The sequence below is a fragment of the Ruegeria sp. CJ6 genome, assembly GCF_056536665.1.
On record NZ_JBQFQB010000006.1, the window covers coordinates 183,916 to 196,654 of the forward strand.

Consider the following 12,739-nt stretch of genomic DNA (forward strand, 5'->3'; position numbering starts at 1 on the left):
CCCGCTATGCATTTCCGTGTGTATGCGTGGCGGCCATTCGAGCCTTCAGCTTCCCATTGCGGAAGGAACGTACGCGCGCGTTCATCCAGTGGCGGAATATGAAGCGATAGAGCCAACCACGAATGCTCCCGAAACTTTGCGCATGGTCAGCATAGAACGCATCCGGAGTATCAAAAACGCCAAAATCCTGCACGATGCCGGTTTTCTGAATGTACGTGTCACGACCTTCCCATTCGACCTGAGGGTCGCTCAAACAACCGGTGCCCGCCCCGTAACCGCACAGGCTTTCTGTTTCTGCAAAGTTACGCTGCAACGCCTCCAGGTATGGCTGATCCAGAATAAATCCTTCGAGGTTGACCCAACGATCGCCTACTTCAACTTCGACCCACGAATGCAAGATTTCTTCTGGCGCCAGCGGATAAATCAATTCGGGGACCACACCCCTCTGCAACTCTTTGTGGATCATAAAGCCATGCAAACGGCATCGAATACCGCTGCCGCGAAACAGTGCCATCAAAAGCGTGCCCTTGGTATTGCATTGCCCAAAGCCGTTAGCGAGCACCTCTGAAGCCGGGATATCGTCAGCACGGTTGTAACCAAAGGCAATCTCGTTACGCACGAAATCATAAATAGCGCCAATTCGATCCGAGACAGGCAGATCGGGCCAGCGCCGTTCCGTTATGAGTCCCAAAATTGCGGGTGTTTCAAAATCAAGCAGAGGTGTGGCGGTTAACAACGGGTCTCGGTTCAGCATTTGGTCTCTCGTCGAATCAACTCAGAAAGACTTGTAATTGCTACAGTGACTGTAGCTTCAAGAGGCTATTTCCAGTTCGCAACAACGCTGCCCAGGGTTACGCGCCGATGTCTTCGTGATCAGTAAGACATTCGGAATGATCGCGTAGAACTTCGAGTACACGACAATCCGAGGTGTTGCCGCCACTGCATTCATGCACCATGCGCTCCAGCTCGGTTCGCAACGCTTCTAGCCGCGCCATTCTTTGCTCAATCTGTTTGAGTTGTCGGCGCGCAATACTGTCGGCTTCATGACATGGGCGATCCGGATCGTCGGACAAATCAAGCAGTTCGCGTATCGCCTCAAGCGAAAACCCCAATTGGCGGGCGTGACGGATAAAAGCCAGGCGATCCAGTTCGGTATGGCCATAACGCCGCTGGCCACCTTCGGTGCGCCCCGGTTCCGGCATAAGTCCGATCTGCTCGTAGTAGCGGATCGTCTGAACCTTGGTTCCGGTCTTTTTTCCAAGCGTTCCGATCGTCAGCATCTGGGTCTCCTTTCAAAGCTACAGCTTATGTAGGCTCGGGTTGACGCCGCACAATAGCACCTTCCAGACGTTGGACCTGTGACACCCAGCCGCAGGCTCAAAATCCCCTTTGAACCTCTAGCAGGTAGAGGGTGTACATGCCGTTCTGAACCAAGAATCACAGGCGGACGGCTAACTTTGAAACTGACCGTATTTCAAAAAATCTTATGGGTACTGGCTGGTGTCGCAACGGCGGCATTTGCCTATCTGATGCTGTGGTCAGAATATAGACCTGCGCGGATTGAGGAGGGGTCTGTTCCGTTCGAAGCCAGGTTCGAACTGACAGATCACTCTGGTGTTGTCCGCACCCAGAACGACTTTGCAGGCAAGTGGATGTTGGTGTTTTTCGGTTTCACCAACTGCCCCGACGTTTGCCCTACAACACTGTCCGAGGTGGCAGCAGTGCAGGAAGGTCTGGGAAATCAATCAACCCAAGTGCAACCTATCTTCATATCCATCGACCCCGAGCGCGACACTCCGGCCGTGCTGGCCGAGTATGTGCCACTTTTCGATGCGGGGATCATTGGGCTTACAGGCACGCCGGAACAGATTGCGGAGACGTCCAAGACCTTTCCGATTTTCTACGAACGGATCGAACAAGCTACTGCACCGGACGGGTATACGATGGGGCATACCTCTCATCTGTTTCTGTTCAACAAGGACGCTGGATTCGTTCAGTCCTGGTCATATGGCACGCCAGCCGAAGAAATTCTTGCGGATCTGAAACAAAGACTCTGAGCACCATGTCCCGGTTTTCCAAAGATACACTTCTCGGCCTGGCCTGGGCGCTTGCCCTGGTTGCGTCTCTTTCTGTTCTGTTCATTGGAGAGATCCTGGGGCAGACGCCCTGTGTGCTTTGCTGGTTCCAGCGTGCGTTCATGTTCCCATTGGCGATCGTACTGGGGCTTGGCCTGTGGTGGCAGGACCAGAACGTAGGCCGCTACGGAATAGTACTGGCATTGGGGGGCGCTGCTGTCGCCTTGTGGCACATGGGCCTGTATGCTGGCCTGATCCCCGAAAAAATCCAACCATGCTCGGCGAGTGGTCCGTCCTGCACCGACGCAAATCAATCTGTTTTGGGCATCCCGATTCCGCTGATGGCGCTAGTTTCATTCGTGCTAATCGGCGTTCTGTGCGCCCTTTCACTCAAGGAGAAACAAGTATGAACAGACGAGCCCTGATTTTGTCCGTTCTCGCATTTGGTGGTGCCGGTTTCGGAACTGCCGCCTGGTACGTGAACCGAACGACTGCTTCAGGCAATACCGAGCCTGTTGCACCCGAAATCGCTGAAACACTTATCCGTTCTTACTCGCCTGTTCTCGGCCCAAAGGACGCACCGGTTACAATCGTCGAATTTTTCGATCCGGCTTGTGAAGCCTGCCGCGCCTTTCATCCGGTCGTGAAGGACATCATGGCACAGCATGGAGACGCCGTGCGCGTTGTGATCCGGTACACCCCTTTCCATGGCGAGGGCTCAGAGGAGGCGATCCGCGTGCTTGAAGCGGCACGCATGCAGGGGGTCTTTGAACCGGTACTGGAAGCCGTGTTGCGAGAGCAGCCCAAATGGGCCGCGCATGGTGCGCCTGAGCCTGGTCTTATTATTCGAATTGCAGCAGCGGCGGGACTGGATGCCGAGGCAGCGCAGGCACAAATGCTTGCGCCCCAGACAGTCGGTGTTCTCAATCAGGATCGCGCTGATGTCGAAGCGGTCGGTATAAGGCAAACTCCGACATTCTTCGTCAATGGCAAATCTCTGGATCCGTTTGGTGAGGCTGAATTGAGACGCCTGGTCGCTGCAGAAGTTGCAGCACTGCAAAGCTGAGCAGTAGCGAGAGGTACTATGAGACTCACTGCAAAAAATACACTTCTGGCAGGTGTGCTAAGTGCATTCGGTTTTACGGCCATTCTCTCGGCGCCGGTACTGGCAGGGGTCGATGATGTTGTCGTTGAAGGTGCCTGGTCGCGCGCGTCTATCGGCACCAACCGGCCGGGGGCCGCTTACATGACGATCCGCAACACCGGCAATGAGGCCGTCACGCTGACGTCTATCCGCACCGATCTTGCGATGATGCCCGAGATCCATCAGACATCGACCAATGCAGAGGGCGTCAGTTCCATGGCACCAGCTGGCGAGCTGGAAATTGCGCCGGGTGGTTCCGTAGCGCTTGAGCCGGGCGGGCTCCACGCTATGCTCATGCGGCTGCAACGCCCTATGACCGAAGGCGAGAGTTTTGCGCTGACTCTGATCTTTGCTGATGGCACAGAAAAGACCGTCAACGTGCCGATATTTGGTATTGCTGCGCGAGGCCCCGAGAACTGATGCAGCGGCGACGCGTTCTCACATTCGGGGCTGCGGGACTTGGTGCAGTCGGCCTGACACTCTTTGCCGGATGGTGGCAAGTGGATGGGCCGGGAGCGGCTCAATCTGATCGCCTTCGTCCCCTTGCGTTGTCAGACATGAACTTTCGCATGGTTGATCACGAAGGGACCACCGTCACCCCGCAATCGCTCGTCGGACGTGCAACAATGGTGTTCTTCGGCTTTACCTACTGCCCGGATGTTTGCCCGACGACACTTTCGGATATTTCCCTCTGGCTGGATGATCTGGGCAATGACGCGGATGAATTGAACGTCGTGTTCATAACCGTAGACCCTGAAAGAGACACAGTCGAATCTATGGCCGACTATGTCAGCTACTTTCATCCCGCTGTCCGAGGGTGGGTCGGCGTTTCGGACCAAATCGCTCAGGCCGCAGACGATTTTCGCGCCACTTATGAAAAAGTTCCAATGGAAGATGGCGACTACACAATGAACCACACTGCAAGTGTATTTCTGTTTAGCCCCACAGGCGAATTTGTCAGCACCATCGACTATCATGAGCAGAGAGAATTCGCTGTGCCCAAGATCCGTCGTGCTTTGAAAAGTGGAGCGGATAAAACATCATGAACGCACGGTTTCTAGCAACCTCGGCAATTGCGATCAGCAGCGTCTCAATTGCTTCGATCGTGTTCATTGCCTCGAACCGGTCTGAAGTGACGGCGCCTGCGCCCACGGTCTTTCCGGTGCCCAAGCTTCCTGCGGAACCGCAGATCACATCGGCTCCGTTGCTGAACGTACCATCAGCAGAACTCGCTCCAAGCCCCGTTTCGTTTCGACCTGCTCAACCGGAACCCATTCAGGCAGAGGAACCTTTGCCACCTGTTGAACCGCCTTCACGGACATGGACGCGCGAACTTGCGTTGGGTGACACGCTCGACAGTTTGCTGTCTAAAGCCGGGATCAACGCAACCGATCGGGCCGAAATCGCACTTGCGCTTGGCGCTGAATATGATTTGCAGCGTTTGCGCCCGGGCCACTCGATAACAGTCGTTACAACCGCAGCGGATCAACCGCAGAGCGTGGAGCTTGCGGTGGAAGATGGTGTAAGAATCGAGGTGATACTCAGCGAAACGTTGTCCACGCGCGTGGTCTCGCCAGAACCCGACACCGTCATTCTGGCCCGCAAAACAGAGATCGAAACTTCGATTTCAAATGCGCTGAGTAGCGCAAAGATCCCGGTTCGCTTTGCGGTGGATCTGGCGCAGATGCTGAGCGGGACAGTGGATTTTCGGAGGGACCTGACAGGTGGTGAAGCTCTCCGTCTTCTCTGGCGCGAAAAGAGCATCGATGGCGAGAGAACAGGCCAGCCAGAACTCATTTTTGCGGCGCTGGAAGTTGATGACCAACTTTATGAAATAGCATGGCCAGATGCCGAAAATGGCCGCGCCACAATCTATGTCGATGGTGAGCTTCTTCGCGTCTTCTCGCAGCCAGTCGAGGGCGCGCGCCTGAGTTCAGTCTTTGGTCGGCGAAAACATCCGGTCTACGGAAATGTTCGGATGCATACAGGTGTCGATTTTGCTGCCGCACGTGGTACTCCGGTGCATGCGACGGCCCCGGGCCGCGTGTCTTATATTGGTTGGCGCGGGGGGTATGGGCGTGTGGTCGAAATCGCTCATGGATCGGATACGGTCACGCGATACACGCATCTTAGCGCAACCGCCGATGGTCTGACCAAAGGTCAGCGCGTGGAGGCGGGCCAGGTGGTTGGTCGTGTCGGGTCGACCGGCACCGCGACCGGCCCAAATCTTCATTATGAAGTATTGGTCGACGGGCGCCCGACAGACCCGCTTTCTGACGATCGACTTGCTGCCGCTGCGAATGACAAGGTAGAAAACGAAGCAGCGCAAAAGCGATTAAGTAGTGCACGGGCACAGCTTGAGAAGCAGCTGGGCGATCTCACTGCCAAGAAACGCGAAGCTAACTCGTGAGAGTTCTTTCAGAACGCCTTCAGACGCGCGGCTATCAGTTTGACGGTTTGAACGCCTGAAGTGAACTGCACCGCAAATGAACAAAATCAGAGGATGTAAGATGATGGCAATCGCGGGTGCCTTGGTTGGCGCCGTTTGGGGTGGGGTTCTGGCAAAGCGCCGGAATGGCAACAGCCTTGATATTCTTCAGTATGCTGCAGGATACGCCATCGTTTGTGGCCTGATTGCGTTCTTTCTGTCGATCGCAGTTGTGCGTCTGATTTCCTAGGCTGATCCGAATGGTGGTTGAAATTGAAAGCGCTGCTCAGGATTGTGCTTGGGTTGGTTCTTGCAGCCCTGTTCATCGCTACCGTCTGTTTCGTCACGGCTACATATCTCATGCTGGCTTCTCTTCCGGACTATGAGGAAGATTTTAGGTTAGAGGGTTTGAAAGATTCTGTGGACGTCCTGAGGGACTCTATGGCGATCCCACATATCTCGGCTTCATCCCCGTCCGATGCCTATTTCGCACTTGGTTTCGTTCATGCGCAGGATAGATTGGGTCAGATGTTAAGGGAACGACGGTCCGCTTCTGGTAAAGTACCAGTTCCGCGATATCGCGATATAGATCCAGTTTTGTCTGAAATGCTGATTGCCTATGCAGCCGGTGTCAATGCCTGGATCGGGGAGGTGTCAAAAGGCCGGCGTGGCCGGGGGGCACCAGAACTGTTGTTGTACGATGAAAAGAAAATCATGGCCTGGCGGCCAGAGGATAGTCTCAGAATAACTCAACAGTTTCTAGACATTCTGCGGGAGACAGAGAGTGGCGGCGCGTCAATTCCAGGCGACAGACCGAAAACACCTGGATTGATCATGAACACGCCAAAAGCTCGGCTGGGAGCCTGGGCATTGACCAGTGAACGAACGGTTTCCAATTCCCCAATTCTCGCGGTCGAGGCTAGCGGGCCGCTTTCGCTCCCATCAACCTGGTACATGGCTGATCTTCAATTTCCCTCGGGGGCAGTAGCAGGGGTGACTTTGCCCGGCGTGCCGTTCGTTGTTCTGGGTCGTTCAAATGACGTTGCTTGGGCCTTGGACTCAAATGCCGGGCAACCTGAATTGCAAAACGGCACATCCGAATGGGTAGATAGCGATATCTTTTTGAAAACTCTTTACCGACTGACACAGGTAGTCACCGCAAAAGACGCCGTGAAGTTGATCTCTGAAATGCCTCTGTTCGGGTTGGAGACCGTCGTTATTGACAAAGAAGACGTCATGACCTGGCCGGGCATCTCCGATGAAGATGCAATCCTGCTTCGGCAGCAAAGGCTCAAAGAACTTGATGCGCGCCAACGCGTTTTTTCAGTTGATGGTGTTATGGCGGTACAACAAGATACCGTTAGTTCAGCAGCGCGTAGCTTGTTGCCTCTGATGGCAGCGGACTTGTGGCGTTCTGAACCCATGATCCCCGCAACCGACGACCCGCTCGATGGAATCCGAGAGGATGCCTTGAACCGCTTAGCTGAATGGAACGGTGAAATGGATCGTTTTTCGCCGGAGCCATTGATATTCTGGGCATGGACGCGTGCTTTGCAACGCCGATTTCTACAGGATGAATTTCCTGCGGCGCGTGATTTGTGGACCAATCCGAATCCATATTTTCTTGCCGCGGTTCTTTCAAATAGAGACGAGGCCGCGATGTGGTGTGACAATCGCACCTCAACTCGTGTCGAAACCTGCGACGAGTGGATCGTTCTCGCACTCGACGATGCGCTCGTCTGGATAACCGAGCGCTACGGTCTCGACCTTTCTTCGTGGAGCTGGGGATCTGAACACGTTGTGAATCTGGATTGGTCTGCGGTTAGCCCAGCCGGATTCCTCAATGGGTTGTTATCTGTGCGGGAACCGAAGTCCGGAGGACCTTATTCATTGCTCTCGTCTCAATTCGGGATGTCTGACGAAAAACCGTTTGCAACAAATATCGGCACGAATTTTCAGGCCGTCATGTCTGTTTCAGAAGACAAAGGCTTCTTTTTCCTGTCACCATCCGGGCAGTCGGGACACCCGCTTTCGCGGTTCTACAAGAATTTGTTTTCTTCATGGATGCGCGGTGATTATAGGATGATGACAATGGATCTGGCAGTAGCAGAGGGTGGGGCAGTGGGGCGATCCAAACTAACCCCCCACATTCAGGATGAAGTTGACTGATTAAAGTGCGGCGCCGGGAAACCTGATCAGTGTCAATGTCCCTCATCTTCAGGATGAAATGCCACACAAAGCCCAGGACTGATTGATATATCGGGCACCACGCCACAGTGATAGATTGCGAAAATCGGCTGTGGGATGCTGATTTCAGTGGGCATCCCACAGCACACGCAATCTTAGGTCCCGCGCGCCTGATTACTGCCCATGCGCCAATTCAGCATTTTCACCTGGCGTTCCAACGGTTTCTGTTCCTGTTGAGTGTACGTTACCCTCCGAGGCTTTCAGAAGCCGCAAGGCGTTAGCCACGACCAGCAAGGACACTCCGACATCTGCGGCGATTGCACCCCACATTGATGCCAATCCAAAACCGGTAAGGGTCACAAACAGTGCTTTGGTCGCAAGTGAGAAGCCGATGTTCTGACGGATGATCGACATGGTTCGACGTGAATGATCGATCAGCCAGGGTACTTTGCCGATGTCATCAGTCATCAGAGCAATGTCTGCAGTCTCAATAGCAGCATCAGATCCAACTGCACCCATCGCAACTGCATAATGTGCCCGAGCCATCGCAGGCGCGTCGTTGACGCCATCGCCGATCATCGCAACCATCTCGTGCTGTTCTGCCAGTTCCTCAATCGCAGCGACTTTGTCCTCCGGCAGAAGTTGGGCCCGGACTTCGTCGATGCCGACTTCGGCTGCTACCGCTCTCGCTGTTTGTTCGTTGTCACCAGTCAGCATGATGATTGACTCCACGCCCTGCGCATGAAGCCGGGCAACGATGCTTCGGGCTTCGGGTCGAATGCGGTCCCGCAGCTCAAGCAAACCGGTTAACCCGTTCTCATCCCCGACAACAACAAGTGTGCTTCCCGCGTTTTCGATTTGGTTGCGCAACTCGGCAGGGATGGACGCGCCAAAGCCTTTCTCTACAGCGAAGCGGTCGGAGCCAAGCCAGATATCTCCACGCTCGGTACGGCCTTCCAGACCACGACCGGGAACGGTTCGGATGTCTTCAGCCGCCGATATCGAAATGTCGGTCTGTTCTGCCCGGGTCAAAATGGCGCGGGCCAGCGGGTGTGAAGACCGAACCTCAAGGCTGGCAGCGCTCGCCAACAGCTCCTGCTCGGATGCGGCGCCCAGCGGATAGACATTGGCCACTTCAGGCTCACCCATGGTGATCGTGCCTGTCTTGTCCATGGCCAGTGCGGTGGTACGCCCGGGGGCCTCGATATATGCGCCGCCCTTAATCAGAACCCCAGCCCGGGCCGAAGCGGTCAAAGCCGCAACGATTGAAACCGGTGTGGAAATTACGAGCGCACAGGGGCAGGCGATAACCAGCAGAACAAGCGCATTGTAAAACCAGAAGCCCCACGATGCGCCAAATGCAAGCGGCGGGATCAGGGCGATGGCCACTGCGACGACCATAACGATGGGCGTATAGATCCGCGCAAATTTTGTAACCCACTGCTCAACCGGCGCGCGGCGCGCATGAGCATCACCGACCATCCGGATGATCTTGGCAAGCACGGTGTCTGACGCTGTTTTCGTCGCACGTATTTTGAGGGTGCCTTCACCATTGATTGTGCCGGCATAGACCTCATCACCCAGCTCTTTGGGAATCAGCGCGCTTTCACCTGTGATTGGAGCCTGGTCAACGGCACCAGCCCCTTCGATGACTTCCCCGTCAAGTGGAATGCGATCCCCACCCCGAACGATGAAGCTGTCACCGACAAAGACATCCGCCGCCGGGACCGTTGCCTCAGAACCGTCAGCACGAACCAGCCGAACCGTCGGGGGGGCCAGATCAAGCAGCGCGGATACCGCGTTCCGAGCACGTCCGACACTCCAGCTTTCCAGATAAAGAGAGAGCGAGAAGAAAAATGCTACAGTTGCGGCTTCAAAAAACTCACCCAGAGCGATGGCACCAGCGACGGCAACAACCATCAAAAGGTTCATATCCGGCGAAAGTCGACGCGCCGAAGACCAGGCCTTAGGGGCCACCAGCCAGACGCCAAACAAGATCGCGACCGCGAACAAAGCTGCCTCGGGCAAAGGCATCGGAACCTCACCATGTCCCGAGAACAGCCCGAGCGCACCGCCCATGCCGGTTTCGAAAATGTGCCAGCCAAAACCCGCTGCCCAAAACCCTCCGCTAAGAGTGGTGAACCGCCGCTGACGTGCAATATGCGCCGCCTGGTCCTGGGCGGCATTTCCGTCATCCCATGGTTTGGCGGTCATACCAGTACTGGCAACCAGCATCATGACATCTTCGTCAGATAACTTGGCAGCACTTTCAAGAAGTGTCATCCGACCGTTGATCACATCAAATGCAAGATGCTCTTCGCCACCTGCTTTCGGGCCGACGACACGGTTCAGGATCGCCACCTCTTCGGCGCAATCAAGGCCAGAGACCTGAAAGCTTCTACCACCTTCAGGAATTGGACCGGCGGGGGCGATGTCGCCACACCCGCCGCTACCGCATGCGTGGTGACCATGTTTGTTTTCGTGGCCATGGTCGTGGCTATGGGTATCGGATGACATGATTGGACCTCAAGAATCTCTATGGTCCTTTGTAAATAGTTCCTACAGTAACTAGAGCTTCAATACCTTTTATATTTTTTTCATCCGGGTTCTTTGCCTGCGATATTGTTAGTTCATTTCGTCTTGCGGGCCGGCCGTGTGGATGCAATCTAATTGCAGATGACGCAAAAAATTTGGAACAGATCAATGCAGAAACAGATCGCAATTACCATCACGTTAGTCTCGATTACGGCTGGTTGCTCAGCCCAGTTCACTGGGGCCAAAAGCAAAGCACTTGAACCAGGCAACGTGCCAGATTCGGTCGTAGCGCTGGCAGGGCCGGCGCAGGATTTGACCACGGCACGCCTTTTGCCAGAAGATAATTGCTTTTGGTATGAGCACAGCGGACCTGTCGAGACGACATTGGTACCATTGCGCGCGACGAATGGCGCTCCGATCTGCATTGCGCGCGACGCCTGATCGAAATGAGGGCAGCGACGTCCATGTACGCTGCCCAATATTCATGAGCGGGCTGTGACGCTATCTTCGGCAGAGTATAGGAAAGCGGTCGAGCCGGTTTTCACGTTTGGGTAGAGGTCATTGATATGAGCCATGATCATTCGCACACATCCAGAACTTGCGCGACCGCCGATGCTTCTTGGCTCAGGCGTGCCGTGAATTCTGAGATATGTGTCTCGGTCTCCAACGTATAGATAAAGGGCACGAGAGCCGAGAGCATTATTCGGCCCGGGCTCCATGCCATTCCGGAATTCCGCGTATTCGGGGTTGCGCTCGATCATTGAAGCGGTTGGTGTCCAGTGTGGCCATTCGACCTTTCGGCGGATAACATAGGTGCCGGGCTCGTAAAGATTCCCACGCGCGATCGCTACGCCATAGCGCATTGCGGTCCCGTCTTCTTCGATATGATAGAGATAGCGCGCGACGGCATCCACATGGATGTCACCTGGAACCAAACCATCATTTGCCGCGACGCGTCTTGGTAAAAAACGGTCATGAACACCCCACGGATTTGAGGTCATTGGATCGTAACCAATTGGCGTGACCTGACTGTCCCAATAGGTCTTCTGCGATGCGGTTGGCCAGGTTTTGGCGATCAATGGACTGGCCGCAGACGCCGAGAACAGCGCTGTGGTGGATTGAATGAAATGGCGCCTTGTAAGCATAGGTCTCGTCCTGGTTCACAAGTTTAACGTATTTGGATCGCACTATCGCGAATTAATCCGAATCTTAAAGCCTCTAGCAGCTAGAGCTTCAAGAGGTTTCAGGTAACGCTTGGTTTACCCTGTCGATCAAGTGACCGGTTGCGTGAATCCTGCTTCGGTCGAGTTTACATTGGAATAGGTCGCAAAGACAATTGACACAGGCGAAGCCGCCATTGTAGCGGTGAATTGTTTTCGGTTCCTGATGGCTGAAGCCAAAAGGATTAAAAGGGAATACGGTTCGGTGTTTTCAATGGCGCCAATTCCGTAACTGCCCCCGCAACTGTGAGCGGAGAGCGATGCCAAGACACCACTGGTTCGTAATGGAACCGGGAAGGTTGGCGGAGCGAGCACCCGCGAGTCAGGAGACCTGCCGTAAAGCGCCGGGCTATGCCCAGACTGAACCTGTCGGCCTTACGGTCGATTCAACCTGACAAGCCGCCGGGTGAGGCGGTAGGGAGAAAGAACATGCATATCGAACCGGGCATCGTGAATGGTGCCAAAATCGCGCTTTCCTATGTTACCGCCGCAGGTGCGGCTACTTACGCAGCGAAAGAAACGTTTTCCACATTGCGAGCGAATGGACCTGCATCTTTTGTTATGCGCTCGGTGCTCGCCACCGTTGGGGTTTTCCTTTTCTTCGAAGTCCTGCCGCATTTCCCGGTTGGTGTCTCTGAAGTCCACTTCATCCTGGGGTCGACGCTGTTTCTGCTTCTCGGTGCTGCACCCGCGGCTTTTGGATTGGCAGCTGGTCTCCTGATTCAGGGTGTGTTTTTTGCCCCGTTCGATCTTCCGCAGTACTTCATCAACCTGACCACTCTGCTGGTGCCGCTATTTGCGCTACAAGCACTGGCCAGCCGCATCATCGCACCCGGCACAGCATATGTTGACCTCAAATATAGCCAAGCTCTTGCCCTAAGTGCGACGTATCAGGGAGGAGTAGTCGCATGGGTTGGGTTCTGGGCCTTCTACGGCCAGGGTTTCGGCGCAGAAACCATGGCGTCGGTTCTGTCCTTTGGCGGCGCTTATATGCTGGTAATCGTCATTGAGCCGATTGCTGATCTGGCAGTGCTTGCGGCAGCCAAGGCAATGCGCGGTTTGAACAGTACAGGTCTGGTGACTCCGCGTTTGTACAACGCTGCGAAAGCTTGACCAAAGTTTGAAGCGGTGTCCTAAACTTGGGTTGCCG

At 54.9% G+C, this 12,739-nt stretch carries 14 protein-coding genes and 1 riboswitch; of the genes, 10 read left to right on the forward strand and 4 right to left on the reverse strand.

The window, feature by feature from the left end; genetic code table 11:
* Nucleotides 1-4: 4 nt before the first annotated feature.
* Together ACR0BT_RS17620 and ACR0BT_RS17625 are read right to left on the reverse strand one after the other, a co-directional pair.
* Nucleotides 5-754 (reverse strand): transglutaminase-like domain-containing protein, encoded by a 750-nt coding sequence (locus tag ACR0BT_RS17620; RefSeq protein ID WP_480763718.1) that lies wholly within the window; start codon nucleotides 752-754, stop codon nucleotides 5-7.
* 97 nt (nucleotides 755-851) lie between these two features.
* Nucleotides 852-1,280 carry a MerR family transcriptional regulator gene (locus ACR0BT_RS17625; RefSeq protein WP_170392752.1) on the reverse strand — a complete coding sequence of 143 codons (429 nt, stop codon included), beginning with the start codon at nucleotides 1,278-1,280 and terminating at the stop codon, nucleotides 852-854.
* A gap of 177 nt (nucleotides 1,281-1,457) precedes the next feature.
* Here ACR0BT_RS17625 and ACR0BT_RS17630 point away from each other — a divergent pair, with 177 nt between their 5' ends.
* The 8 genes from ACR0BT_RS17630 to ACR0BT_RS17665 all read left to right on the forward strand — a co-directional run bounded on the left by ACR0BT_RS17630 (nucleotide 1,458) and on the right by ACR0BT_RS17665 (nucleotide 7,816).
* Entirely contained in the window at nucleotides 1,458-2,057 is a 600-nt protein-coding gene (locus ACR0BT_RS17630) for an SCO family protein (protein ID WP_480763719.1), read from the forward strand.
* A gap of 5 nt (nucleotides 2,058-2,062) precedes the next feature.
* Nucleotides 2,063-2,485: a disulfide bond formation protein B gene (locus ACR0BT_RS17635; protein ID WP_480763720.1), complete on the forward strand. Its 423-nt coding sequence runs from the start codon at nucleotides 2,063-2,065 to the stop codon at nucleotides 2,483-2,485.
* Nucleotides 2,482-3,141: a DsbA family protein gene (locus ACR0BT_RS17640; protein WP_480763721.1), complete on the forward strand. Its 660-nt coding sequence runs from the start codon at nucleotides 2,482-2,484 to the stop codon at nucleotides 3,139-3,141. Before ACR0BT_RS17635 ends, ACR0BT_RS17640 begins: the two co-directional genes overlap by 4 nt.
* 18 nt (nucleotides 3,142-3,159) lie before the next feature.
* On the forward strand, nucleotides 3,160-3,639 hold the full coding sequence (locus ACR0BT_RS17645) for a copper chaperone PCu(A)C (RefSeq protein ID WP_170508625.1): 480 nt from the start codon (nucleotides 3,160-3,162) through the stop codon (nucleotides 3,637-3,639).
* A complete protein-coding gene (locus tag ACR0BT_RS17650; RefSeq protein ID WP_480763722.1) occupies nucleotides 3,639-4,265 on the forward strand; it encodes an SCO family protein in 627 nt (208 codons plus the stop codon). The genes ACR0BT_RS17645 and ACR0BT_RS17650 overlap by 1 nt, the downstream gene beginning before the upstream one ends.
* A complete protein-coding gene (locus ACR0BT_RS17655; protein WP_170625042.1) occupies nucleotides 4,262-5,629 on the forward strand; it encodes a M23 family metallopeptidase in 1,368 nt (455 codons plus the stop codon). The genes ACR0BT_RS17650 and ACR0BT_RS17655 overlap by 4 nt, the downstream gene beginning before the upstream one ends.
* A gap of 76 nt (nucleotides 5,630-5,705) precedes the next feature.
* Nucleotides 5,706-5,897, forward strand: a complete 192-nt coding sequence (locus ACR0BT_RS17660; protein WP_170391782.1) for a hypothetical protein — start codon at nucleotides 5,706-5,708, stop codon at nucleotides 5,895-5,897.
* A gap of 23 nt (nucleotides 5,898-5,920) precedes the next feature.
* Nucleotides 5,921-7,816: a penicillin acylase family protein gene (locus tag ACR0BT_RS17665; RefSeq protein WP_480763723.1), complete on the forward strand. Its 1,896-nt coding sequence runs from the start codon at nucleotides 5,921-5,923 to the stop codon at nucleotides 7,814-7,816.
* A gap of 192 nt (nucleotides 7,817-8,008) precedes the next feature.
* Here the strand turns inward: ACR0BT_RS17665 and ACR0BT_RS17670 are convergent, their stop codons facing one another.
* Nucleotides 8,009-10,351 (reverse strand): heavy metal translocating P-type ATPase, encoded by a 2,343-nt coding sequence (locus ACR0BT_RS17670; RefSeq protein WP_480763724.1) that lies wholly within the window; start codon nucleotides 10,349-10,351, stop codon nucleotides 8,009-8,011.
* A 186-nt stretch (nucleotides 10,352-10,537) separates the two neighbouring features.
* On the opposite strand from ACR0BT_RS17670, the gene ACR0BT_RS17675 reads away from it, so the two are divergent.
* Nucleotides 10,538-10,810: a hypothetical protein gene (locus ACR0BT_RS17675; protein WP_480734780.1), complete on the forward strand. Its 273-nt coding sequence runs from the start codon at nucleotides 10,538-10,540 to the stop codon at nucleotides 10,808-10,810.
* Nucleotides 10,811-10,851: 41 nt separating this feature from the next.
* On the opposite strand, the gene ACR0BT_RS17680 is transcribed toward ACR0BT_RS17675, so the two are convergent.
* Nucleotides 10,852-11,514, reverse strand: a complete 663-nt coding sequence (locus tag ACR0BT_RS17680; RefSeq protein ID WP_170392745.1) for a L,D-transpeptidase — start codon at nucleotides 11,512-11,514, stop codon at nucleotides 10,852-10,854.
* A gap of 215 nt (nucleotides 11,515-11,729) precedes the next feature.
* A riboswitch (cobalamin riboswitch) is annotated at nucleotides 11,730-11,942 on the forward strand.
* A gap of 76 nt (nucleotides 11,943-12,018) precedes the next feature.
* On the opposite strand from ACR0BT_RS17680, the gene ACR0BT_RS17685 reads away from it, so the two are divergent.
* Nucleotides 12,019-12,702, forward strand: a complete 684-nt coding sequence (locus ACR0BT_RS17685) for an energy-coupling factor ABC transporter permease (RefSeq protein WP_170663599.1) — start codon at nucleotides 12,019-12,021, stop codon at nucleotides 12,700-12,702.
* Nucleotides 12,703-12,739 lie beyond the last annotated feature (37 nt).